Source organism: Pseudomonas fluorescens (genome assembly GCF_000730425.1).
Taxonomy (GTDB): domain Bacteria; phylum Pseudomonadota; class Gammaproteobacteria; order Pseudomonadales; family Pseudomonadaceae; genus Aquipseudomonas; species Aquipseudomonas fluorescens_X.
The window spans coordinates 2,034,589-2,058,870 of sequence record NZ_CP008896.1; the positions used below are offsets into that span (position 1 = coordinate 2,034,589).

General features: G+C 60.2%; 26 protein-coding genes. 5 read left to right on the forward strand and 21 right to left on the reverse strand.

Annotated elements, in window-relative coordinates; genetic code table 11:
- The first annotated feature begins 132 nt into the window (after positions 1-132).
- Positions 133-1,185 carry an NAD(P)-dependent alcohol dehydrogenase gene (locus tag HZ99_RS08795; protein ID WP_038442459.1) on the forward strand — a complete coding sequence of 351 codons (1,053 nt, stop codon included), beginning with the start codon at positions 133-135 and terminating at the stop codon, positions 1,183-1,185.
- Here the strand turns inward: HZ99_RS08795 and HZ99_RS08800 are convergent, their stop codons facing one another.
- Both HZ99_RS08800 and HZ99_RS08805 read right to left on the reverse strand, forming a co-directional pair.
- Complete coding sequence (locus tag HZ99_RS08800) at positions 1,186-1,989, reverse strand: IclR family transcriptional regulator (RefSeq protein ID WP_038442461.1); 804 nt, start codon at positions 1,987-1,989, stop codon at positions 1,186-1,188.
- Between the two features lie 72 nt (positions 1,990-2,061).
- Entirely contained in the window at positions 2,062-2,541 is a 480-nt protein-coding gene (locus HZ99_RS08805; protein ID WP_038442463.1) for a GNAT family N-acetyltransferase, read from the reverse strand.
- A 317-nt stretch (positions 2,542-2,858) separates the two neighbouring features.
- Here HZ99_RS08805 and HZ99_RS08810 point away from each other — a divergent pair, with 317 nt between their 5' ends.
- Together HZ99_RS08810 and HZ99_RS08815 are read left to right on the forward strand one after the other, a co-directional pair.
- Complete coding sequence (locus HZ99_RS08810; RefSeq protein ID WP_038442464.1) at positions 2,859-3,197, forward strand: hypothetical protein; 339 nt, start codon at positions 2,859-2,861, stop codon at positions 3,195-3,197.
- 53 nt (positions 3,198-3,250) lie between these two features.
- Positions 3,251-3,508: a hypothetical protein gene (locus HZ99_RS08815; protein WP_038442466.1), complete on the forward strand. Its 258-nt coding sequence runs from the start codon at positions 3,251-3,253 to the stop codon at positions 3,506-3,508.
- A gap of 159 nt (positions 3,509-3,667) precedes the next feature.
- Here HZ99_RS08815 and HZ99_RS08820 read toward each other — a convergent pair whose 3' ends face one another.
- The 16 genes from HZ99_RS08820 to HZ99_RS08895 form a co-directional block, all read right to left on the reverse strand.
- Positions 3,668-4,234 carry a DUF1285 domain-containing protein gene (locus HZ99_RS08820; protein WP_038442468.1) on the reverse strand — a complete coding sequence of 189 codons (567 nt, stop codon included), beginning with the start codon at positions 4,232-4,234 and terminating at the stop codon, positions 3,668-3,670.
- Between the two features lie 16 nt (positions 4,235-4,250).
- Complete coding sequence (locus HZ99_RS08825; protein WP_038442470.1) at positions 4,251-4,856, reverse strand: DUF4823 domain-containing protein; 606 nt, start codon at positions 4,854-4,856, stop codon at positions 4,251-4,253.
- Between the two features lie 74 nt (positions 4,857-4,930).
- Positions 4,931-5,899, reverse strand: coding sequence for a GTP 3',8-cyclase MoaA (locus tag HZ99_RS08830; RefSeq protein WP_038442472.1), 969 nt, complete (start codon positions 5,897-5,899; stop codon positions 4,931-4,933).
- Between the two features lie 139 nt (positions 5,900-6,038).
- The gene (locus HZ99_RS08835; RefSeq protein WP_029299679.1) at positions 6,039-6,692 is read right to left on the reverse strand and encodes a TetR/AcrR family transcriptional regulator; all 654 of its coding nucleotides are present in this window, start codon (positions 6,690-6,692) and stop codon (positions 6,039-6,041) included.
- Between the two features lie 426 nt (positions 6,693-7,118).
- Entirely contained in the window at positions 7,119-7,901 is a 783-nt protein-coding gene (locus tag HZ99_RS08840; protein ID WP_038442474.1) for a TatD family hydrolase, read from the reverse strand.
- A 65-nt stretch (positions 7,902-7,966) separates the two neighbouring features.
- Positions 7,967-8,953: a DNA polymerase III subunit delta' gene (locus HZ99_RS08845; protein ID WP_038442476.1), complete on the reverse strand. Its 987-nt coding sequence runs from the start codon at positions 8,951-8,953 to the stop codon at positions 7,967-7,969.
- Positions 8,946-9,578 (reverse strand): dTMP kinase, encoded by a 633-nt coding sequence (tmk, locus tag HZ99_RS08850; RefSeq protein ID WP_038442478.1) that lies wholly within the window; start codon positions 9,576-9,578, stop codon positions 8,946-8,948. The genes HZ99_RS08845 and tmk overlap by 8 nt, the downstream gene beginning before the upstream one ends.
- A 19-nt stretch (positions 9,579-9,597) precedes the next feature.
- Positions 9,598-10,692, reverse strand: coding sequence for an endolytic transglycosylase MltG (gene mltG / locus HZ99_RS08855; protein WP_051903301.1), 1,095 nt, complete (start codon positions 10,690-10,692; stop codon positions 9,598-9,600).
- 1 nt (position 10,693) lies between these two features.
- On the reverse strand, positions 10,694-11,509 hold the full coding sequence (pabC, locus tag HZ99_RS08860) for an aminodeoxychorismate lyase (RefSeq protein ID WP_038442480.1): 816 nt from the start codon (positions 11,507-11,509) through the stop codon (positions 10,694-10,696).
- Positions 11,509-12,753, reverse strand: a complete 1,245-nt coding sequence (gene fabF, locus HZ99_RS08865) for a beta-ketoacyl-ACP synthase II (protein ID WP_038442482.1) — start codon at positions 12,751-12,753, stop codon at positions 11,509-11,511. Before fabF ends, pabC begins: the two co-directional genes overlap by 1 nt.
- A gap of 127 nt (positions 12,754-12,880) precedes the next feature.
- Positions 12,881-13,117: an acyl carrier protein gene (acpP, locus tag HZ99_RS08870; RefSeq protein WP_005892238.1), complete on the reverse strand. Its 237-nt coding sequence runs from the start codon at positions 13,115-13,117 to the stop codon at positions 12,881-12,883.
- Positions 13,118-13,310: 193 nt separating this feature from the next.
- Positions 13,311-14,054 carry a 3-oxoacyl-ACP reductase FabG gene (gene fabG, locus HZ99_RS08875; protein WP_038442483.1) on the reverse strand — a complete coding sequence of 248 codons (744 nt, stop codon included), beginning with the start codon at positions 14,052-14,054 and terminating at the stop codon, positions 13,311-13,313.
- A 17-nt stretch (positions 14,055-14,071) separates the two neighbouring features.
- Entirely contained in the window at positions 14,072-15,010 is a 939-nt protein-coding gene (gene fabD / locus HZ99_RS08880; RefSeq protein WP_038442484.1) for an ACP S-malonyltransferase, read from the reverse strand.
- A gap of 127 nt (positions 15,011-15,137) precedes the next feature.
- Positions 15,138-16,148 carry a phosphate acyltransferase PlsX gene (gene plsX / locus HZ99_RS08885; protein WP_080727694.1) on the reverse strand — a complete coding sequence of 337 codons (1,011 nt, stop codon included), beginning with the start codon at positions 16,146-16,148 and terminating at the stop codon, positions 15,138-15,140.
- 4 nt (positions 16,149-16,152) lie between these two features.
- The gene (gene rpmF, locus HZ99_RS08890; protein ID WP_008152339.1) at positions 16,153-16,335 is read right to left on the reverse strand and encodes a 50S ribosomal protein L32; all 183 of its coding nucleotides are present in this window, start codon (positions 16,333-16,335) and stop codon (positions 16,153-16,155) included.
- Positions 16,336-16,348: 13 nt separating this feature from the next.
- Positions 16,349-16,879 carry a YceD family protein gene (locus HZ99_RS08895; protein ID WP_038442486.1) on the reverse strand — a complete coding sequence of 177 codons (531 nt, stop codon included), beginning with the start codon at positions 16,877-16,879 and terminating at the stop codon, positions 16,349-16,351.
- Positions 16,880-16,984: 105 nt separating this feature from the next.
- Between HZ99_RS08895 and HZ99_RS08900 the strand changes: the two genes are divergently transcribed.
- Positions 16,985-17,563, forward strand: a complete 579-nt coding sequence (locus HZ99_RS08900; RefSeq protein ID WP_038442487.1) for a Maf family protein — start codon at positions 16,985-16,987, stop codon at positions 17,561-17,563.
- A gap of 70 nt (positions 17,564-17,633) precedes the next feature.
- Here HZ99_RS08900 and HZ99_RS08905 read toward each other — a convergent pair whose 3' ends face one another.
- Genes HZ99_RS08905 through rluC form a run of 3 tightly spaced genes read right to left on the reverse strand, consistent with a single transcriptional unit; the run spans position 17,634 to position 20,253 of the window.
- Positions 17,634-18,623 (reverse strand): S49 family peptidase, encoded by a 990-nt coding sequence (locus tag HZ99_RS08905; RefSeq protein WP_038442488.1) that lies wholly within the window; start codon positions 18,621-18,623, stop codon positions 17,634-17,636.
- Between the two features lie 21 nt (positions 18,624-18,644).
- Positions 18,645-19,307 (reverse strand): HAD-IIIA family hydrolase, encoded by a 663-nt coding sequence (locus tag HZ99_RS08910; RefSeq protein WP_038442489.1) that lies wholly within the window; start codon positions 19,305-19,307, stop codon positions 18,645-18,647.
- Positions 19,294-20,253 (reverse strand): 23S rRNA pseudouridine(955/2504/2580) synthase RluC, encoded by a 960-nt coding sequence (rluC, locus tag HZ99_RS08915; RefSeq protein WP_005790558.1) that lies wholly within the window; start codon positions 20,251-20,253, stop codon positions 19,294-19,296. The genes HZ99_RS08910 and rluC overlap by 14 nt, the downstream gene beginning before the upstream one ends.
- Before the next feature lie 710 nt (positions 20,254-20,963).
- Here rluC and rne point away from each other — a divergent pair.
- Positions 20,964-24,176: a ribonuclease E gene (rne, locus tag HZ99_RS08920; RefSeq protein WP_038442490.1), complete on the forward strand. Its 3,213-nt coding sequence runs from the start codon at positions 20,964-20,966 to the stop codon at positions 24,174-24,176.
- Positions 24,177-24,282 lie beyond the last annotated feature (106 nt).

Genomic DNA, 24,282 nt, shown 5'->3' on the forward strand with positions numbered 1-24,282 from the left:
CCCCATGAATCCAATCCAGGGGCACTCCCGGACGAATAGGCATGAGACTCGGAGCATTTGCCATGTTCGCCCACCGGGTCCACGCGCAGAATTCGCCACCTTTCCCGCCCAAGCTTTTGCGAGGTTTTCACCATGTACACCGCCATCGGTTACGCCGCCCAGTCGGCCACCACCCCCCTCGCCCCCATGTCTTTCGAGCGCCGCAGCCCGCGGGCCGATGACGTGGCAATCGAGATTCTGTACTGCGGCGTCTGCCACTCCGACATCCACCAGGCACGCAACGAATGGGGCATCGCCGTCTACCCGCTGATGCCGGGCCATGAGATTGTCGGCAAGGTCACGGCCGTCGGTGCCAGCGTCAGCGCCCATAAAGTCGGCGACCTGGTCGGCGTAGGCTGCATGGTGGATTCGTGCCGCCACTGCGAAGCGTGCAAATCCGACCTGGAGCAGTACTGTCTCGAAGGCCCGACCATGACCTATGCCACCCCGGATCGCGTAGACGGCAGCAACACCATGGGCGGCTACTCCAACAGCATCGTGGTCAGCGAGCACTTTGTAGTGAAGATTCCGGCCACGCTCGACCTGGCCAGCGCCGCGCCGATTCTCTGCGCAGGCATCACCACCTACTCGCCGCTCAAGCACTATGGGGTCAAGGCCGGCGACAAGGTCGGGATTCTCGGCATGGGCGGCCTGGGCCATATGGGCATCAAGTTCGCCAAGGCCATGGGCGCCGAAGTCACCCTGTTCACCCGCTCGGCGAGCAAGGCTGAGGAAGGCCATCGCCAAGGCGCCGATCATGTGATCGTGTCTACCGATGCCGAGCAGATGAAGGCCGCCGCCGGCAGTTTCGACTTCCTGCTGGACACCATTCCGGTGCAGCACGACCTGAACCCCTACCTCGATGTCCTGCGTTTTGATGGTGTGCATATCCTGGTGGGCCTGATCGAACCGGTCGACCCACCGGTCAATGCCGCCAAGCTGGTATTGGGCCGTAAAGTCCTGGCTGGCTCCTTGATCGGCGGCATTGCCCAAACCCAGGAAGTCCTGGATTTCTGCGCCGAACATGGCATCACCTGTGACATCGAAATGCTCGATATCCGCCAGATCAACGAAGCCTATGCGCGCATGATTGCCGGCGACGTGAAGTACCGCTTCGTGATCGACATGGCCACTCTGAAGGCTTGATCAGGCCTTCGCCCCCAACTCCGCTGACAGCCGCGCTGCGACCTGTTTGACCACAGGAATCAGATCGGCCATTTTTTCCAGCGGCATGTAGGGCACCGTACTGGCGATGCTGATGCCGGCGACGATCCGCCGGCTGGCATCGCGCACAGGTGCGGCCACGCAGCGGATCGACGGTTCGTTGTCTTCCAGGTCGAACGCATAGCCGCCCACGACGTATTGCTCCATGCGCTGCTCGAACTGCTCCCAGGATTGCTCCGGGTGCTGGGGCCAGTGCAGGCTTTTCCCGCCTACCGGCAGGCTGGCCCGATACAGGCGCTGCCATTCCTCATGCGCGTCGTCGAGCAGCAAGGCCTTGCCGATCCCGGTGCGTGCCAGGGGCATGCGGTGACCGACCCGCGAACGCATTTCCGGACCATTGCGCCCAGGATTTTTGTGCAGGTACAGCACATCATCGTATTCGCGGATCGCCAGGTGGATGGTGTCACCGGTCAGCGCCGACAGCTCATCCAGATAAGGCATCGCCAACGTCACCAACGGCAGTTCCTCCCGCGCCTGGAAGCCCAACTCGATCAGCTTGGGGCCCAGCAGGTAGCCAACTTGCGGTACTACCCGCAGGTAGCGCTCGTCCACCAGGCAACTGGCCAGGCGATGCGTAGTGCTGCGGGTGGTGCCGATGCGCCGGGCAATCTCCTTGAGATCCCGCGCACCCGCCGCCACCGCCTGCACCACGGCCAGGCCACGCAGCAGGGTCTGGGTGCCCGTGGGAGCAGGGTCTTTGGCGGGAATCGGTGGGTTTTCCTGCATGTAGGGGCCTATGTGGAAATGCGAAAGCGGCGGCCATTATGACAAATGCCGGGACTCAAGACAGGGCCGATCTCAGCCCTGGGCAAACTCGCGCAACGCATCACCTTCCATACGGTAGCGCACCCATTCCTCCTGGGGTTGGGCACCGATGGATTTGTAAAACGCTATGGCCGGCTCGTTCCAATCCAGCACGCTCCATTCAAAGCGCCCACACCCATTGTCGTAGGCGATTTTTGCCAGGTGGCGCAGTAACTTCTTCCCCGCCCCGCCGCCACGCTGTTGCGGGTTGATATACAGGTCTTCCAGGTACAGGCAGTTGCTGCCAAGCCAAGTGGAATAACTGAAAAAGAACACCGCAAAACCAATCGGCAAACCATCACGCAGGCAGATCAGGCCATGGGCAGTAGCGCCTTCGCTGAACAGGCTGCGCTCGATATCCACCACACTGGCGATCACTTCGTGGCGGGCTTTTTCGTACTCGGCCAGCTCTGTGATGAAGGTCAGGATCTGCGCAGCATCGCTGGGCACGGCGGGACGAATCTCGATGGTCATGAACAGGCCTGCGGCTAAAAAAGAAAGGACACATACTAAGGTGCTTTGATGACCGCCTGCAGGGATTTATGCAGGTGCTCGCCCCCCTGTGCCGCCGCGCTGGCGCCAGTCACCACAGAGCAAACTTCGCGGCGGCGCAGGATAAAAAGCTCACCCTAAATCCAGCAGTTTCCTACCCTTGCCCATGCGCCCCACCGCTCCGGCTGGCAGAGCACTCTTCTCGGTGACCCAGCACCGTTCGTCGTGATCCAGGCACCAACGCTAAGGGTGGGCTGACCAACATAAGGCAAGGACCTTATTTCTATGGAGGCTCCACCATGAATAGTTCCAAAGTGACTGCCCTCGCCCTCGCAGGCTTACTGTCTGCGGTGTCCCTGGCTAGCGTCGCCGCGTCCGACCACTCCACCGGCAAGACCGATCCGATTGGCAGCCCGCCCAACCCTGCCACCCAAGAGAGCGAAAACTCCATGGGCACCGGCCTGGACACCAATGGCGGGGCCATCATGCAGGACGGTGCCGATCCTCGTACCCAAGGCAATGACGGCAACCGTCAGGGCCTGGGCACCGATGTAGAGAATGGCAAGATCGGCCCAGGCAAGAATGCCGCCCCAAGCGGCAACGATGACAACCTGCCCGGCACACCAAAACAGCCTTGAGCCACTGGCCGACAGACGAACACTACCCCACCACTAACCCTGAAGAGGTATGCATGAACGTCGATAAAAACCTTGAGAAAGAAGTCCTCACCCGCCTGCTGCACGCGCACCCGAACGGTTTGGGCAAGGAGGTGCTGGATAACTACCGGGGCGAAAAAGTCGTGGCCAGTACCCTGGCCACCCTGCAAGACCGAGGCTTGATCAAGGAAGGCCATGTGTCCTGCAACGAGGCCGGTGAACACGCGCTGCACCTGCCGATCAAGCTGACTGCATCCGGCGTGGACGCCGCTCGCAAGCTGGAAAACTCGTAGGCGCCGGCTTGTCGCGATGGCGGTGTGTCAGGTAACGATATAGCGACAGATAGGCCGTCATCGCTGGCAAGCCAGCGACTACAACAGCGCACACTTCAAACCCATGTAGGATCCGACTTGCCCGCGATAGCGGTATGTCAGTCAACGATACAGCCGGGATCAGTCCCTGGGCTCCAGACCTATGGGAAAGAACACCCCGCCACTCCAGACCCCCAACCAACTCTCGCCATCGACGAGGCGCGTCACCGCCAGTTCCACCATTTGGTAGAACACGTTGCGATGGACCAGCGCCTCAAGGTTGTTGCGCACCAGCACGTAGGGCGAGGGTTCCTGGGTGTGCGGATCAATCACCACCCGTAGCGGGTGCGACGGGCCGGCGTCAATCAGGTCTTCGACATTGGAGGTAAACCGCAGGAGCTGGCTTTCGCCCTGCCCCTCGACCTCCAGCGACACGGCCACAAAGGGCGCGTCATCCACCTGGATCCCGACCTTCTCTACCGGGGTGATCAAGAAGTAATCATCGCCATCGCGGCGGATGATAGTGGAGAACAGCTTGACCATCGGTTTGCGCCCGATGGGCGTGCCCAGGTAATACCAGGTGCCATCGCGGGCAATGCGCATGTCGATATCGCCGCAGAAATCCGGGTTCCATAGGTGAACGGGAGCCGGTCCCTTGCCCTTGGGCAACTGTGCCAACAAATCATTGGCCTTGGCCGAGTCCGTCATGCTGTTCTCCTTTGCATCACTGGTCGCTCATGCCCAGCAGGCTGCGGGCGTACTGCCGCAGCGGAGGGCCAAGCAGATCTTCGGGCTTGTTGTCGTGGAACGTCAGTAAACCGCCACGACTGCGAATCCGTGCAGTATCGATCAAATACTGGGTGCTGGTCTCGATCAACATGATCTGGATCACCCCGCTGTCGACTCCCAGGCGGTCCAGGGCTTCCTGGTCGGCCCACTCATCCGCATTGCCAATACGATCATCAGCCTTGGCGAACCGCGTATACAACAGGTAATGAGCGCCTACTTCACGGGCTTCAGCCATGGCCTGCTCCAGACCTTCCGGGGCGCGGGCGCGGCGGACCATGGGGAAGTACTCGATAAAGCCATTGAAAGCTTCCTCAGCCACCACATTGGGGCGCGGATAGGCACTGCCCGGCGGCGTGAATGCACCCTGGGCGATAAACACAAAGGAATCGGGTTGTATGCGAACCGAGTTGGAACGACGGGTATCGCTGTGATCCAGCAGACCGGCATCGCTCATCTGATAGCGAGTGCCTTCGGCCATATCGCTGACTGTCATGCAGCCACCCAGCGCAAACGACGCCAGCAACAAAACCAGACTACGCATCCTATCCTCCAGAGGCCGGTGACGGAAAACCGGCGAATGGGCACAAGATGCAGATTTTGCGCCAGCTTGCCTGGCTAGCCGCCAATGATCTTCATCACCGTCGCCCCGCCGGAAAACGCTACTTCCTGCTTGTCACCCAAAGCCTTGACCAATAGACGCTGCAACGCGGGCAACGCCTGGTGACGCGGCTTGTCCAACAGATCGCCGACGTAGTGGCGATTGCTCGAAGACAGGCAGCCGTGCAACCAGCCGGTGGAGGAAAGCCGCAGGCGGGAACAGGTACGGCAAAACGGCACGCTTTCATTGGCAATCACGCCGAAAAATCCCTGGCCGGGAACCTCATAACGTACAGCTGTGGCATCCACCGGCGCATCAGCCTGCAGGTATTCGTGATGGTCGCCAATCAGGCTCAGCAGTTGCTGGAGGCTGACAAATTGCTGCAGGAAGGCATTGGAGTCGCTGGCCAGGTGGCCCATGCGCATCAACTCGATAAAACGCAGTTCATAACCACGCTCCAGGCAATACTCCAGCAGCGGCATGACCTGGTCGAGGTTCTGCCCGCGCAGCGGCACCATATTGACCTTGATCTTGATTCCCGCTGCGCGCGCCTGGTCCATGCCATCGAGGACCGTGGCCAGGTCGCCCCCCCGGGCAATCCCGCGAAACGCGACGGCATCAAGGGTATCGAGGGACACATTGATACGGCGAATGCCGGCATCGACCAGCAATGGCAACTTGCGCGCCAGCAACTGGCCGTTCGTGGTCAGGCTGATATCGCTCAAGCCCATTTGCCCGACGGCCTGCATGAAGGTTTCGAGCTTGGGGCTGACCAGGGGCTCGCCGCCGGTAATGCGCAGACGATCGATGCCCGCCGCCTCGATCAGGTAGGCCACGCCACGGGCCATGGCCTCGGCCGAGAGTTCGTCCTGCGCAGCCACCAAGCGCTTGCCGTTGGGCACGCAGTAGGTACAGGCGTAATTGCAGGCTGAGGTCAGGCTGATCCGCAAATTGCGAAAACGCCTGCCTTGACGATCAACGATCATGGATCACTCCGGCAGAGGATAATTCGGGCGCGCTAAAACCTGACTCATAAATCAGATTTTAGCAAGGTCCATGCCTGAGTATATTCCTGGGTTACCACATACGGCAGTAAATCAACCGGCCATTGTCCGGGTGAATGCCTTAGGTGGCAGGTGTCTCGGGGTTCGGCAGATCGGTGCTGTGCTTGCGCTTGTTGCCCATGCGCACGCCGATATCCATCAGGAACTGGAAGAAGCCTTCCTGATCTTCCAGCACGTTGCTCCAGAATGGCGAGTGATACAGCGCCACGGCGCCATGTACCAACGCCCAGGCGGCGCAGTAATGGAAATAAGGGGGGACGTCTTCCAACTTGCCTTCGCTGATCCGGCCCTTGATCAGCAGGGTCAGGCGCTCAAAGTTAGAGGCCCGGATCTTGTGCAACTCCTCAACCATTTCCGGCACCTGGTGGCCCTTGACCACTTTTTCTTCCAGGCGGTCGAACAGGCGGTAGCGCTGCGGGTCACGCATGCGGAATTCAAAGTACGCCCGGGACAGCGCCTCCTTGTCCTTGTCGACATCGGCCGAGTGCAGCAACTCGTTCAAATCACGCTCATAGTCGAGCATCAGGCGCAAGTAGATCTCGGCCTTGGACTTGAAGTGTTTATAGATCGTGCCTTTGCCGATACCCACGGCATCCGCAATCATCTCGACGGTGACGCTGTCTTCACCCTGTTCGAGGAACAATTTGAGCGCGGTGTCGAGAATTTCCTGCTCGCGGCGGCGAAACTCACGGACCTTACGGGGTTCTTTGTGCATAGAAAGAGGTCTGCAGAGGTCAGTATGGAAAGGGTTGGGTGCCCCAATGACGGAACGTTTTACCCGGTGCGAGGGATTATCCCGACTGGGCGGTCGTTGGGCAACGTCTATATGAACAAGCCACACACTAAACCTACAGCGCGCCAACGAATCAGGCGATATGGGTCAAAAATAAAACACAGATTCGCGCAATGTATTACCACTCAATGAGAACTCAAGGGAAGCGCACGTATTCCAAATCTGTTTAAAAAACGATCAGATGCGGCTGGACTGCACGGAATACTGATCAATACTTCATCTGTCGGTGTGACATCTCCCCCAAGTGAAACACCGATATGGGTACCAACGGACCGCGTACCTTTGTTTACTCCTAATGGTCTTAACCCGGATTCACCCCCCAGAACCCGGGTTTTTTTTGCCTGGGATTCAGCGAACGTGCGCCAGCGGGAACAGACGCTTGAAGTTCTCGGTGGTTTGCTCGGCAAAACGCTCCACCGACTCACCACGCAACATCGCCAGGTAATCCGCCACATCCCGCACATATTCCGGCAGGTTCGGCTTGCCACGATGGGGAATCGGCGCCAGGTAGGGCGAGTCGGTTTCCACCAGCAGACGGTCGGCCGGCACCTGGCGCGCCACATCCCGCAGGGCATCGGCATTGCGGAAGGTGACGATGCCCGACAGGGAAATATAGAACCCAAGGTCCAGGGCCGCCTTGGCCATCTCCCAGTCCTCGGTAAAGCAATGCAGCACACCCGCTTGAGGCAATGCGGCTTCGCGTAGCAAGGCCAGGGTATCGGCACGGGCCCCACGGGTATGGACGATCACTGGTTTACCCGTCTGCTGCGCCGCTTGCAGATGCAGGCGGAACGAGGCCTGCTGCAAATCGGCGGCTTCCGGTTCGTAGTGGTAGTCCAGGCCGGTCTCGCCAATAGCCACCACTCGCGGGTGATTGAGTTCGCCCAGCAGCCAGTCAAGGGCCGGGGCTTCGCCAGGCTTGAGGTCCAGGGGATGGATGCCCACCGAGCAATCGACATCGGCATAGCGCTCGGCCAGTGCCTTGACGTCGGCAGCGTTCTCGGCACTGACACCGATGCACAGGAAGTGCCCGACACCACGCAGACGTGCAGCGTCGAGGGCGGCATCCAGGGAGCCGTCGTGGGCGGTGAGGTCGAGGCGATCAAGGTGGCAATGGGAATCTACGAGCATAAGAAGTTACAACTTGCGTCACAGGAAGTGTCTGGCCGACGAAACATCCGTCAGCCCCGAGAATATCAACGTCGGCCCAGCAGCCCGACCCACTGCACCAGCAGTGCCTCAAGCAACAGCACCCGGTTCAGGTTAGCCTTGCCCAGAACCTTCTGGCGCTGGGCGAGGATCCAGTCCTGAATGCTCAAAACCTTGTCCTGGGCACTCTTCTGCGCCAGGTATTGCACAACCTTGCGCATGTCCATCAAGCCCAGGCCGTTCTCGTCCTGGGTCAGTTGATAGCGCAGAATCAGGCTGGACCAGTCACAGAACCAGTCAAACAGCAGCAACAGCGGCACGTCTTTCCAACCCTCGGCCAGTTGCGTGGCAGACTGCTCCTGCTTGAGCAGCTTCTTCACCCCGTCGACCACCAGCGCACGCTGTTCGCGCACGCCCTGGGCCTGCAGGCTGACCGCCGCCAAGGGCGAACCCGCTGCCAGGGTCAGCAGTTCGACCCGCTCCTGCTCACTGCACGCCGGCAAGGCCTGGGCCAGCCACTGCAAGCTCATGGCCTCGCTTGGCAGCGGGCAGGCCTGTTGTACGCAACGGCTGCGAATGGTCGGCAGCAAGCGACTGGACTGGTGGCTGACCAGCAGCAGCACGGTGTCGCCCGAGGGTTCTTCAAGGCTCTTGAGCAGGGCGTTGGCGGCGTTGATGTTCATCGATTCCACCGGTTCGATCAGCACCACCTTGCGCCCGCCCATCTGCGCAGTCTGCACCACGAAACTCACCAGGTCGCGCACTTGATCGACCTTGATCGCCTTGTCGGCTTCCTCCGGCTCCAGCACGTAGTTGTCCGGGTGGCTGCCGGCCTTGAGCAACAGGCACGACTTGCATTGCCCGCACGCCTCCAGCCCTGCCGGCTGCTGGCACAGCAGGCGCGCCATCAAGCGCTCGGCCAAGGCACGCTTGCCGATGCCCACCGGCCCATGGAGCAGGTAGGCATGGGCGTGCTGGGCACGCCCGGCCAATTGCTGCCACAGGCTGTCCTGCCACGGATAGGCTTCAGCCACGGTAAAGCTCCAACAGTTTGGGGAGCAGCGCATCGATGGCCTGCTGCACCTGCTCCAGCGGCTGCGCGGCATCCAGCAGGCAGTAACGTGATGGTGCGGCCTCGGCACGCTTGAGATAAGCCGCGCGCACCGCCTCGAAAAAGGCCCGGCCTTCCATCTCGAAGCGGTCCAGGCGGCCACGGGCACTGGCCCGGGCCAGGCCGATATCTACCGGCAGGTCGAAGACCAGGGTCAAATGCGGACGCAAGTCGCCCTGGACGAACGTCTCCAGAGTTGCGATGCGCTCCAGGGACAAGCCGCGGCCAGCGCCCTGATAGGCGTAGGTAGAATCGGTGAAGCGATCGCAGATCACCACCGCGCCACGGGCCAGTGCCGGGCGGATCACTTCGGCCAGGTGCTGGGCACGCGCGGCAAACACCAGCAACAGCTCGGTGTCGGGGTTCATGACCTCGTCGCCAGTGGCCAGCAGCACCTCGCGGATCCTCTCCGCCAGGGGCGTACCGCCGGGCTCACGGGTCAGCAGCACCTCGATCCCTTCGGCGCGCAAGCGCTCGGCCAGGTATTCACGGTTGGTACTTTTGCCGGCGCCTTCCGGGCCTTCCAGGGTAATAAACAAGCCAGTCACAGGCAGTCCTTAGTCAGAGTCATTGTGGGCTTGGCACGGGCACAGCTTCAGGCGCGACAGGCTCAACGGTCGCGGGTGCGGCCGGCGCAGGGCTGGAGCGATAATCGGCGCGACGCTTGAGCTGGTACTCGCGCACGGCGGCATTATGGGCATCCAGGCTATCGGAAAAAACATGGCTGCCATCGCCCCGGGCCACGAAATACAGGCTGCTTCCCGGCAACGGATTCAAAGCGGCATGGATCGCTTCACGGCCGACCATGGCGATCGGCGTCGGTGGCAGGCCGCTGATCATGTAGGTGTTATAGGGCGTGGCTTCTTTCAGGTGCGCGCGCGTCAACTTGCCGTTGTAACGCTCACCCATGCCATAGATCACAGTGGGGTCGGTTTGCAGCAGCATGCCAATCTTCAGGCGCCGCACAAACACCCCAGCAATCTGCCCACGCTCTTCAGGCACACCAGTTTCCTTCTCGACCAGCGATGCCATGATCAGCGCCTGATAAGGATCGGTATAGGGTGCATCCGGCGCGCGTCGGCTCCACTCCTGATCAAGCACATCGTCCAGGCGGTTGTAGGCTTTTTTCAGGAACTCGACATCACTCATGCCGCGTACGAAGCGGTAGGTATCAGGGAAAAACCGCCCTTCCGGGAACACGTCGGGATGGCCGATTCTCTCCATCACTTCAGGATCACTCAACCCCGACAGGGTCTGCTCGATTTTTTCATGCTTGGCCAGCGCGCTGCGTACCTGACGGAAATTCCAGCCTTCTACCAGGGTGAGGCTGTATTGCACCACTTCGCCGCGCCGCCACAGGCCGATCAGGCCCTGGGCCGTCAGGCCTGGCGTCATGCGGTACTCGCCACTGTGCAGCGGCTGGCCATCAAGATTAAAGCGCCAGTAGAGGCGTAGCCAGAAGGCGTCCTCCAGCACACCCTCGTTTTCCAGACGATTGAACGTACCCGTAGGGGTGGCGCCAGCGGCTACATCCAGCAATTGCTCCTGGGACAGATTCAGCGGCTGCTTCAAGGCCGAGTCCAGTTTCCAGGCCGAAAAGCCCAGCAACAGACCCGCCAGGACCAGGCCGATCTCCAGCAGCAATACAATTTTACGTCTCAAATCAAACACCCAATAGCGCGCGAACAATGCCTTGCAGTTTACGGGTGAGCGGCCCAGCCGACCAGCTCATTGGCCCACATCCCAGCACCGGCCAAATGCCATATACGCTGTTGCAGACGAACACTTCGCGAGCCTGTTGCAGTTGCGCAAGGCTGAGATCGGCAACCGTGGTGACAATGCCCAGCGCCTCGGCCCTGGCCAGCAGCTCGGCGCGCATGACGCCAGCCACGCCACAGCGGCTCAGGTCGGCCGTCAGCAGTTGGCCGTCATGTACCAGGAACAGGTTGCTGAACACGCCTTCAATGACGCGCCCGGACATATCCAGCATCAAACCTTCTGCGTGATCGGCATCTTGCCACTCGGCGCGGGCCAGGACCTGTTCGAGACGATTGAGGTGCTTTAGACCTGCGAGCAAGGGTTGCTCGGACAAGCGGGTGGTACATGGAAACAGGCGCACACCTGATGAAGCGTGGGCCTGGGGATAGGTGGCAGGCGGGCTGCCCTGCAGAATACGGCGCGTCGGGGCCGCTGCGTCGATGCCATAACCGCGCAGGCTGTCGCCACGGGTGAGGATCAACTTGAGAACACCGTCACCAAGGGCTACCGCATAAGCCAGCAACTCGTTGCGGATCAGATCCGGTTCCATAATAAGCGCCAGGCGCCTGCAACCCTCCTCTAGGCGTTGCAGGTGGCGGTCAAGCAATACAGGCTGCCCGGCCCTGACCGCGATGGTTTCAAACAAACCATCGCCGTAGGCCAGGCCGCGATCTTTGAGCGGCACTGCGTCCGCTGGCTGACCGTCGACCCAGCTATGCATCACTCGGTGAACCGGCGGAACACCAGGGAACCGTTGGTACCACCGAAGCCGAACGAGTTGGACAGCACCACGTCGATCGGCATTTTCTGCGGTTCGTGAGGTACGAAGTTCAGGTCGCAACCTTCATCCGGTTCATCAAGGTTGATGGTTGGCGGCGCGACCTGGTCCTTGATCGCCAGCACGCTGAAAATCGCTTCTACCGCGCCTGCCGCACCCAGCAGGTGACCGGTCATGGACTTGGTGGAACTGACCGCCAACTTGTAGGCGTGCTCACCGAATACAGACTTGATGGCCTGGGCTTCCGCCAGGTCGCCGGTCGGCGTCGAAGTGCCGTGGGCGTTGATGTACTGCACCTGGTCGACGTTGATCTTCGCGTCGCGCAGGGCATTGCCGATGCAACGTGCAGCACCCGCACCGTCGGCAGGTGGCGAGGTCATGTGGTACGCATCGCCACTCATGCCAAAACCGATCAACTCGGCATAGATCGTCGCGCCACGGGCCTTGGCGTGCTCCAGTTCTTCGAGAACCAGGGCACCGGCACCGTCGGACAGTACAAAGCCATCACGGCCCTTGTCCCACGGGCGACTGGCGCGAGTCGGCTCGTCATTGCGCGTCGACAGCGCACGGGATGCGCCAAAGCCGCCCATGCCTAGCCCGCAGGCAGCCATTTCGGCGCCACCGGCGATCATCACGTCAGCCTCGTCATAGGCGATGTTGCGTGCCGCCATGCCGATGCAGTGAGTGCCCGTGGTGCATGCCGTGGAAATGGCGTAGTTAGGCCCCTGGGCACCCAGATGGATGGACAGGAAACCGGAAATCATATTGATGATCGAGCCCGGGACGAAGAACGGTGAAATTCGACGAGGGCCGGAGTCATGCAGCGTGCGGCTGGTTTCTTCGATATTGGTCAAGCCGCCAATACCCGAGCCCATGGCCACGCCGATGCGATCACGGTTGGCATCGGTGACTTCCAGGCCAGCATTACGCACTGCCTGAAAACCGGCTGCCAGGCCGTATTGAATGAACAGGTCGAGTTTGCGGGATTCCTTGATCGAGAGATATTCCTCGACATTGAAGCCCTTTACCGAGCCGCCAAAACGGGTGGAATAGGCAGAAAGGTCCGTATGCTCAATCAGACCAATACCACTGTGGCCAGCCAGAATGCCCTGCCAACTGCTCGGCACATCCGTACCCAGTGGCGACAACATACCCATACCGGTGACTACGACGCGTCTACGCGACACAGCACTCTCCTTTTTCTAATGACGACACTTTGTTTCAAAGCTCACTTTTCATCAGAGCTAAAGAAAAAACCGCACGCCGTTATAGCAGTGCGGTTTTTCCATGACAGCAAGCGACGATTACAAACTATTACGCCTGGTGGCTAGTAACGTAGTCGATAGCAGCTTGAACAGTAGTGATTTTTTCAGCTTCTTCGTCCGGGATTTCGGTCTCGAATTCCTCTTCCAGAGCCATCACCAGCTCAACGGTGTCAAGGGAGTCGGCACCCAGGTCTTCAACGAAGGAAGCAGTGTTGACTACTTCGTCTTCTTTAACGCCCAGTTGCTCGGCAACGATTTTCTTGACGCGCTCTTCGATGGTGCTCATACCTTGTTTTCACTCCTAATGGACAAATTCAGGCAGCTGGCCAGTGGGTAAGTGTATAGAAAGGCTTTTCAGCTTTTCAACTGAAAGCTTCACCCTCGTACCCTACCAACCACCTGCCTATAAATTAAGTTGCAGCTTTATAACGGATTTTAGACAGCTCGTATGACATTTTTTTGAAGCGATCCGTCACAATTTAACTCATGTACATCCCGCCGTTCACCGGGATTGTAGCCCCAGTCACGTATGCCGCACCGTCAGACGCCAGGAAAGTGACCACATTGGCGATCTCTTGGGCCTGGCCCAGACGGCCCAGCGGAATTTGCGTCAGCAACGCTTCACGTTGCGCTTCAGGCAGCTCGCGGGTCATATCGGTATCGATAAACCCTGGAGCCACCGAGTTGACCGTAATCGACCGCGAGCCAACTTCACGCGCCAGGGCACGGCTGAAACCTTCCAGGCCTGCCTTGGCAGAAGCGTAGTTTACTTGGCCTGCGTTACCCATGGCACCCACTACGGAACCAATATTGATAATTCGCCCCCAACGCGCTTTGGTCATGCCACGCAAAACACCCTTGGACAGGCGAAACAGACTGTTCAAGTTGGTATCGACCACGTCGTACCACTCGTCGTCTTTCATGCGCATCATCAGGTTGTCGCGGGTAATACCGGCGTTGTTCACCAGAATAGCCGGCGCGCCAAACTGGGAAGTGATCTGGGCCAGTACAGCAGCCACGGACTCATCGCTGGTCACGTTGAGTTCAAGGCCAGTCCCTTGTACGCCATTTTCCTTCAGGGTTGCGGCGATGCGCTCGGCGCCCGAGGCAGAGGTGGCAGTACCGATCACGATTGCGCCCTGACGGCCCAGCTCCAGGGCGATCGCCTGGCCAATGCCACGGCTTGCGCCGGTAACCAGTGCAACTTTACCTTGCAGACTCATGCAGGCTTCTCCTAAATTCAGGCCAGTATGGCGCGGGCGGCTGCGAAGCCGTCCGGAGTATTGAGGTTGGACGTCGACACGCCATCGGCGCAGCGCTTATTGAGACCGGCGAGGACTTTACCCGGACCACACTCAACCAGTTGGGTGGCCCCCTTGGCAGCCAGGGTCTGGACCGATTCAACCCAGCGCACCGGCTTGTACAGCTGCTCTAGCAGGTCGCGCTTGAGGGTTTCCAGGTCTGGCGCCACATCGGCGCTGACGTTTTGCACCAGCGGGATCTGCGGTGCTTGCCAATTGATGGCCGCGATGGACTCGGCAAAACGCTCGGCCGCCGGGCGCATCAACTCGCAATGGGACGGTACGCTGACCGGCAGCGGCAATGCACGCTTGGCGCCACGGGCCTTGCAACCCTCGATAGCACGCTCGACCGCAGCCTTGGCACCGGCAATCACCACCTGGCCAGGCGAATTGAAGTTTACCGCGCTGACCACTTCGCCCTGGGCCGCTTCGGCACAGGCTTCGATCACCACGGCGTCGTCCAGGCCCAGAATAGCGGCCATGCCGCCCTGCCCGGCTGGAACCGCTTCTTGCATCAGCTGACCACGGCGCTCTACCAGCTTGACCGCCTCGGCGAGGGTCAGGCTGCCTGCTGCGACCAGGGCGCTGTATTCGCCCAGGCTGTGACCGGCAACAAACGCCGGGCGCGAACCACCTTCAGCCAGCCAGACGCGCCACAGTGCAATGGAAGCCGTCAGAATGGCAGGTTGGGTTTTATCAGTTTGATTGAGCAGTTCTTCCGGCCCGTCCTGGGTCAATGCCCAGAGGTCGTAGCCCAAGGCAGCAGAAGCTTCCTTGAATGTTTCCAGGACTAGCGGGTATTGCGCGCCCAGCTCGGCCAACATGCCGAGGGACTGCGAACCCTGCCCTGGAAAGACGAATGCGAGGGATGTAGACATGTAACAAGCCCCTAATGATCTGGTCGTCGGTGAATTGACGCCCCACAGCTGGGAGCGCAAGAAACTGACAGATTGGATGGTCAATTGAACTGGCCGGTCACATTTAAGCATTCCCAGCCCGATTCGCCTAAGGCAACAGATCCTCAAGACGGCCATGCAAGCGCTGCGGCAGGTTCTCCTGGATCTCGATCAGCGCGCGCGCAATGGCGCTCTGAAAACCCTGGACCCCCGCCGAACCGTGGCTTTTTACCACAATACCCTGCAAACCGAGGAAGCTTGCGCCATTGTGCCGCGCCGGGGCCAAGTCCTCCTGCAGACGCCGCATCAACGGCAGCGCCAGGGCACCCACCAGCCGGGAAACCAGGTTGCGCGTGAACAACGCCTCGATCCGCGCGGCAATCATCGTAGCCAGACCCTCGCTGGATTTAAGCAGGATGTTTCCGACAAAACCGTCACACACCACCACATCGGCCTCACCGCGATACAGCCCATCGCCTTCGACAAACCCGATGTAGTTCAAGCCCCGCGCCTGCTGCAACAGGCTGGCGGCCAACTTGACTTGCTGGTTGCCCTTGATGTCCTCGGTGCCAATGTTCAGCAAGGCCACTCTCGGACGCACCACGCCCAGCGCTTCGGCCGCGACCGACCCCATCAGGGCAAAGTGCAGCAAGTGCTCGGCACTGCAATCGACGTTCGCCCCCAGGTCCAGCAACTGGCAGTAGCCACGCTGCGTCGGGATCGCCGCGACCATCGCTGGCCGATCAATGCCCGGCAGGGTTTTCAGCACATGGCGGGACAAGGCCATCAAGGCCCCGGTATTACCCGCACTGACACACGCCTGGACCTTGCCATCGCGCAGCAGTTCAAGGGCCACGCGCATGGAAGAGTCGGGCTTGCCACGCAGAGCCTGGGCCGGTTTTTCATCCATGCCGATGGTTTCGCTGGCAGGCGTTATCGTCAGGCGCGCGCGATCCACAGCCGGATGACTGGCAATCAATTCTTCAAGTAAGGAAGGTTGACCGACAAGGGTCAGGTGTAGCGAGGGCGTAGCAGACAGGCTGGCTATGCATGCCTGGACAATGCTGCGGGGACCGAAGTCCCCGCCCATTGCGTCAATCGCGATGACTTGAGCAGACAAGTGATTACTCGTCAGCGCCCTTGTCGATCACTTTACGGCCACGGTATACGCCTTCTGGCGATACGTGGTGACGCAGGTGAATTTCACCGGTGGTTTTTTCTACAGACAGAGTGCTTGCCGTCAGGGCATCGTGCGAACGACGCATGTCACGGGCAGAGCGGGATTTTTTGTTCTGCTGAACAGCCATAATTGATTAACTCCTAAACGTTTGGGTCACGCTTTAACTGCGCCAATACACTGAACGGGTTGGACCGCGTTACCTCGTCCTCGCTCGGTTCGGACTCGTCATCGAGCCCCGCCGGCTGCTGGCATTCTTCCGGATGATGAGCAGGCACAATGGGCAAGGCGAGCAAAAGCTCTTCCTCGATCAGTGCATGCAGATCCAAAGGATCTTCGCCCAGTTCCAGCACGTCATAACCTTTCGGCAACGACTGGGTATTCGCACCCTCTGTCACCACAGCATAACTGCATTCGCTGTGGATCGGCAGGGTGACCAGCTCAAGACAACGCTGGCAAACCATTTTGACCTCGGTGTCGATAAAACTGTGGATTACCACAGATTTACGTTCATCTCGTTCAAAAACGAATTTAGCCTGCACCGTACCGACAGTGTCGGAAAGCGGGTCGCAGAGTCTCTCCAAATCGGCCAGCAACACTTCACCTTGGAGGGTGGTGCCACGGTCAGCCAATTTGCGCGGGTCAACGTGAGGTGGAATCGGGTCATTCAACATAGGCGCAGCATTATAGGGATGCACCCGCCCATGTCAAAGGAAATTCAGCCCTGTGCGCCAGACTGCCTACTCGCTAGAATCCGCGACTGCCTTGAGGAGAGCCACATGTTGCCTTTATTACTCGCTTCCAGCTCGGTTTATCGCCGGGAACTGCTGAATCGCCTGCACCTACCGTTCATCTGCAGCGCACCGGATATCGACGAAAGCCATCATGCAAATGAGTCCGCGGCAGACCTGGTCAAGCGCCTGGCCGAAGAGAAAGCCCGCGCCCTTGCCGACAGTCACCCGGGGCACCTGATCATCGGCTCGGACCAGGTGGCGACGCTGGACGGCCAGATCATCGGCAAGCCCCACACCTTTGAAAAGGCCCGCGAGCAATTGCTGGCCGCCAGCGGCCGGCAGATCAGCTTCCTGACCGGCCTGGCACTGCTCAATAGCGACACCGGGCACTGCCAGGTGGACTGCGTCCCTTTCACCGTCACGATGCGCCAACTGGAGTCGGCGCAGATCGAGCGCTATCTGCGGATCGAACAACCCTATGACTGCGCTGGCAGCTTCAAGGCTGAAGGACTGGGGGTGAGCCTGTTTCAAAGCACCGCAGGGCCGGATGCCACCAGCCTCGTCGGCCTGCCATTGATTCGCCTGGTGGACATGTTGCTGGCCGAAGGCATACAGGTACCGTAAGCACATAACAAAACCCAAAGCGGGAGCAGGCAAGCCCGCCCCCACACTTTGCGCTATGCCAATTTCGAGATCAGCGCAGGGTCGGCCCCTGGAACCCCATATACAGCGCCAGCTTTTCCGCCACACTGGCGCCCAATCGCTTGGAGAAGCGGTCGAACGGCGACTCCTGAATGGTAAAGTCCACCAATTCCTTTTCGCCGACCACATCCCGCGCCACCGAACTGGCACTGCCCAGGCCATCGATCAAGCCCAGCGGCAACGCCTGCTCACCGGACCAGATCAGGCCGGAGAACAACTCCGGATGCTCTTTATCCTTGAGCCGCTCACCGCGCCCCTGCTTGACGCTGGCGATGAACTGGCGATGGGTGGTGTCGAGCACGCTCTGCCAGAACCGGGTTTCGTCAGCCTTTTGTGGCTGGAACGGATCAAGAAACGACTTGTGCTCACCCGACGTGTAGGTACGCCGTTCAACCCCCAGTTTCTCCATGGCCCCGACAAACCCGTAGCCGGCCGCCGTCACGCCAATGGAGCCCACCAGACTGGCCTTGTCGGCGTAGATCTGGTCGGCGGCGCTGGCGATGTAATAAGCGCCCGAAGCACCCAGGTCGGAAATCACCGCATACAGTTTGGTCTCGGGATGCAGCGCGCGCAGCCGGCGGATTTCGTCATACACATAGCCCGACTGCACCGGACTGCCGCCTGGGCTGTTGATGCGCAGCACCACACCCTTGACCTTGGGATCCTCGAAGGCTGTACGCAGACTGCTGACAATATTGTCGGCGCTGGCCGCTTCCTTGTCGGCAATCACCCCGCGCACCTCGATCAACGCGGTGTAGCTACCACTGCGGGCGGCGCTCTTTTCCATATCCACCAAGGGACTGAACAGCACCAGCATGCCAATCAGATAGGTAAAGGTCAGGAGCTTGAAGAAGATCCCCCAGCGCCGGGCGCGACGCTGCTCCTGAACGCCTGCCAGCAGTGTCTTTTCCAGCAACTTCCAGCTTTTATCATCGCCATTGTCAGCACCGGACTTGGTCGGCGCTTTCCACTCATCGGTCATGCCATCTACCCCAGCAAAAACTTAATGGACCTGGTTGAGCCAGGCATGCAATTGCGAAAACCGATCAATCATCAGTCGTGGCTCGTAAGCCTGCAAGGCCTCGGGGGACTGAGCCCCATAGCTGACAGCAACGCTGTCCATGCCGGCATTGCGCGCCATCAGCAGGTCGAACGAAGCATCACCGACCATCAACGATTCACGGGCAGACACGCCGCAATGGGCCATGATCTGCTCCAGCATCAACGGATGGGGCTTGCTCGCGGTCTCATCGGCGGCACGGGTAACATCGAAATAATCTTCCCAGCCATTGGCCTTGAGCACCCGATCCAAGCCACGCCGGGCCTTGCCGGTCGCTACAGCCAGGTGGTAACCCTGCTCACGCAATGCCGCCAGAGATTGCACCACCCCCTCGAACAAGGGCGACGGCTGCGCCTCCAGGGCAATGTAGTGATCGGCATAGTGCTCGCGAAACGCTACCAGCTCACTGTCAGCGATCTGCGGGTACAAGGTGCGAATGGCCTCCGGCAAGCCGAGGCCAATGATGCCCTTGACCGCCAGGTCACTGCACAGTTCGAAGCCGGAACGGGTCGAAGCCACATGCATGGACTCGACAATCCGGCCAATGGAATCGCACAGGGTGCCATCCCAGTCAAAAATCAGCAGTTTGTAGTCAGGGCGCGACACTCAGGCGCTCCACGGTCTTGGCCCACATCTCATCGACGGGGGCCTGCAACTTCAATTCACCACCATCGGGCAACGGCACCGTCAGCATGTACGCATGCAGGAACAGGCGCTTGCCACCAAGGTCGCGAATCTCCTTGGAGAAGCCCTCGTCGCCATACTTGGTATCGCCAGCAATACAGTGCCCAGCGTGCAGGGTATGCACACGAATCTGATGGGTCCGCCCGGTCACTGGCTTGGCCTCGACCATGGTCGCGAAGTCACCGAAACGCCGCAGCACCTTGAATAGGGTCAGCGCCTCCTTGCCCTCCTCGTCCACCTCGACCATGCGCTCGCCGGAGCGCAGGTTGCTCTTCTGCAACGGCGCACGCACGCTTTTGATCGAAGATGCCCAATTGCCACGTACCAACGCCATATAGCGCTTATCCACGCCATCGCCGCGCAAGGCAGTATGCAGATGGCGCAACATGCTGCGTTTCTTGGCGATCATCAACAGGCCGGAGGTGTCGCGGTCCAGGCGATGGACCAGTTCCAGCTCCTTGGCATCCGGACGCAACTGACGAAAGGCTTCGATCACCCCGAAATTCAGGCCGCTGCCACCATGGACCGCGATGCCGCATGGCTTGTTGATTACAATCAGCTTGTTGTCTTCGAAGACAATCGATGCCTCAAGGCGCTGCAACAGCCCCTGGGCCAATGGCACAGGCTCGTCACGCTCAGGCACGCGAACAGGCGGCACCCGGACGATATCACCCGCCTGCAGCTTGTACTCGGGCTTGATCCGACCTTTGTTCACCCGCACTTCGCCTTTACGCAAAATGCGATAAATCAAGGTCTTGGGCACGCCCTTGAGCCTGGCCAGAAGAAAATTGTCGATGCGTTGGCCGGCATATTCCGGCGAGACCTCAAGCAGCTGGACGCTGGGGGTCGGGGGGGTGGTAGTCGTCATGCCGGGAATGATAACAATTTTTTATGGAATTGAAGCACTTAATCATTGCTGCTATAGTCGCGAACGCCGCCAAAAGCGGCCTGGGCAGAGGACTCGCGGCAAACTGCCGCCCCTGACCATCGCAATTCATCAGGACGCGAGGCCGTCCTACGGGGCTCTTGCCACACTGGAAGGCTCAAGATTGTAACAAGCGCAGGTGACATGAGGCCTGAAGCGAGTGCAAGAAGCAGCGTGATTACTCGCCTCTTGCGCCGATATTTACGGCCAGTTCACAAAGTGCAGTCAGTCTTGTACCAGACCACGGCGAATGCTTCGGAAACAACGCCTGTTACTAGCCATGAGCGTGAACTCCCCATTGGAGAACACGGTAAATGCCAACCCGCTGCGGATTCTGCGCGCGGCAGCACCCGAATTATCAGGGATACGTGTAGGGTGGAGATGCACAACCGTCGGACTGTGTAGCACTAGGCTTATATTTAGACGCTTCATCTCGTCCACAGTCGCCGGTTGATTCCTCCTCCTGACTGAGTGCTTATTAAGTCACCACAGCAAGCAGGACGCGTAAGTCGCGATACCAGCCCAATTGGTCGGTATTGCTGGACACTGGAGTGGCCAACCACTCTTGACGCACCTGACACCGACCGTGAGAAGTCGTGTGTGCCGAACGCCGTTTCCGGCAGCCCGGAAACCGACGGTACAACATGAAAAGAATGCTGATTAACGCAACTCAACCCGAAGAGTTGCGTGTTGCACTGGTAGATGGCCAACGCCTCTACGACCTGGACATCGAGTCCGGTGCACGCGAGCAGAAGAAGGCCAACATCTATAAAGGCCGGATTACTCGCATCGAGCCGAGCCTTGAGGCTGCCTTTGTCGATTTTGGCTCTGAGCGCCATGGCTTCCTGCCCCTCAAAGAAATTTCCCGCGAATACTTCAAGAAAGCCCCTGAAGGCCGCGTGAACATCAAGGACGTCCTGAGCGAAGGCCAGGAAGTCATCGTTCAGGTAGAAAAAGAAGAACGTGGCAACAAGGGCGCAGCCCTGACCACCTTCATCAGCCTGGCTGGCCGCTACCTGGTCCTGATGCCGAACAACCCGCGTGCCGGCGGCATCTCCCGTCGCATCGAAGGCGAAGAGCGCAACGAACTGCGTGAAGCGCTGAACGGCCTCATCGCCCCTGCCGACATGGGCTTGATCGTGCGCACTGCCGGCCTTGGCCGCAGCAGCGAAGAAATGCAGTGGGACCTCGATTACCTGCTGCAACTGTGGACCGCTATCAAAGAAGCCTCCCTGGACCGTTCCGCGCCATTCCTGATCTATCAGGAAAGCAACGTGATCATCCGCGCCATCCGCGACTACCTGCGCCAGGACATCGGCGAAGTGCTGATCGACAGCGTTGAAGCCCAGGACGAAGCCCTGACCTTCATCCGCCAGGTGATGCCGCAGTACGCCAGCAAGATCAAGCTGTACGAAGACAGCGTGCCGCTGTTCAACCGCTTCCAGATCGAAAGCCAGATCGAAACCGCCTTCCAGCGTGTGGTCGAGCTGCCTTCCGGCGGCTCCATCGTGATCGATCCGACCGAAGCCCTGGTGTCCATCGACATCAACTCGGCACGCGCCACCAAAGGCAGCGACATCGAAGAAACCGCCCTGCAGACCAACCTGGAAGCGGCCGAAGAAATCGCTCGCCAACTGCGCCTGCGTGATATCGGCGGTCTGATCGTGATCGACTTCATCGACATGACCCCAGCCAAGAACCAGCGCGCCGTGGAAGAAAAAGTCCGCGAGTGCCTGGAAGCCGACCGTGCCCGCGTACAGGTTGGCCGTATCTCGCGCTTCGGCCTGCTGGAAATGTCCCGCCAGCGCCTGCGTCCATCCCTGGGCGAAAGCAGCGGTATCGTCTGCCCGCGTTGCAACGGCACCGGCATTATCCGTGACGTTGAATCGCTGTCCCTGGCGATCCTGCGCCTGATCGAAGAAGAAGCCCTGAAAGACCGCACCGCCGAAGTCCGCGCGCAGGTGCCGATCCCGGTTGCAGCCTTCCTGCTCAACGAAAAACGCAACTCGATCACCAAGATCGAACTGCGCACCCGTGCCCGTATCGTGATCCTGCCGAACGATCACCTCGAGACGCCGCACTTCGAAGTACAGCGCCTGCGCGACGACAGCCCGGAGGCCCACAGCGGCCAGTCCAGCTACGAAATCGCCGCTGCCGCTGCCGAAGTCGAAGAAGTCCAGCCAGCCGCCGCGACCCGCACCCTGGTTCGCCAGGAAGCTGCCGTCAAGACCGCGCCAGCCCGTGCCAATGCACCGGTACCGGCTGAAGCCGCTGCACCGGTTGCCGCGCCTGCCTCCCTGCCAGAGCCAAGCCTGTTCAAGGGCCTGGTGAAGTCGCTGGTCAGCCTGTTCGCCACCAAGGAAGAGCCTGCAGCTCCAGCCGTGGTCGAGAAGCCAGCTGCTGAACGCCCGGCACGCAACGAAGAGCGTCGCAACGGTCGCCAGCAGAGCCGCAACCGCAACGGTCGCCGTGACGAAGAGCGCAAGCCTCGCGAAGAGCGGGCACCGCGTGAGGAACGCGCACCACGTGAAGAGCGCCAGCGCCGCGAAACCCGTGAAGAAATCCCGGCCGTAGCCCGTGAAGAACGCGCACCGAGTGAAGAGCGTGCACCACGTGAAGAACGCGCACCGCGTGCGCCTCGTGCCCCGCGTGAAGATCGCAAGCCACGTGGCGAGCGTGAAGAACGTGTACGTGAACTGCGCGAGCCACTGGACGCCGCCCCAGCTGTAGCAGCCGTTGCGGTGGATGCCGCAACTGAAGAACGCCCGGCCCGCCAGCCCCGTGAAGAGCGTGCGCCACGCCCACCGCGTGAAGAGCGTCAACCACGCGCCGAACAGGCTGCCGCAGCCAGCGAAGAAGAACTGCTGACCAACGACGAACAGTCACAGGAAGATGGCCAGGACAACGCCGAAGGCGATCGTCCACGCCGCCGCTCTCGTGGCCAGCGTCGTCGCAGTAACCGTCGCGAGCGTCAGCGTGACGCCAACGGCAACGTGATCGAAGGCTCGGAAGAGACCGGCGAAGCCACTGAAGAAACCGCCAACAACGAGCCAACCAGCACCGAACTGGCTGCTGGCCTGGCCGTTACCGCTGCGGTTGCCAGCTCGGTCATCAGCGCTCCTGCCGAAGCCGAAGCCAACCAGCAGGCCGAACACGCCACCGCTGCCGTGCAGGAAACTGCCGTCGTCGAGGCGCCGGTTGTCGAAGCCACCACCGTGGTCGAAACACCTGCCGCTCCGGAAGTGGAAGTTGCACCGGTTCGCGAAGCCCAGCCTGAAGCCGAAGTCGTGGCTGCACCTGCGGTCGTGGTTGAGCCGCAGCCTGTGGTTGAAGCCGTTGTCGAAGCGCCAGCCGCCGAGCCAACCCCGCAAGTGCGTGAAGTTCGCGAAGAACAGACCGCCTTCCAGTGGACTGCCGAACCCGCCATCACCGCTGAAGCACCGGCACCGGCACCGATAGAAGCGCCAGCACCGGTTGCCGAAGTGGTTATCGTCGAACCTGCGGTGGTTGCAGAGCCAGTCGTGGTTGCCGAGCCTGCTGCGGTGGCCGTGCAAACCCCAGTGATTGCCGAAGTGGCCGCACCAGTGGTTGAAGCCCCTGCCAGCGCCCTTACCGAAAACGGCCGTGCGCCTAACGACCCACGTGAAGTGCGTCGTCGCAAGCGTGAAGCCGAGCGTCTGCAAAAAGAAGCCGAAGCAGCAGTGGCCACGGTCGTAGTCGAAGCAGCCCCGGCTGCACCGGCCATCGAAGCCGTAGTTGAGCACACTGCCCCGGCCATCGACGAGAACCTGCGTTCCGTTGACGAAGTGGTAGAGCACAACCCAAAAGCCCTGGAAGAAGAACACGAGCCTAAACCCCTCGCCTGATTCCAACGGCAACTAAAAAGCCCCGCCTGAGCAATCAGGCGGGGCTTTTTTATACGTTCTATCCAACGACAACGATCAAATGTGGGAGCTGGCTTGCCGGCGATGG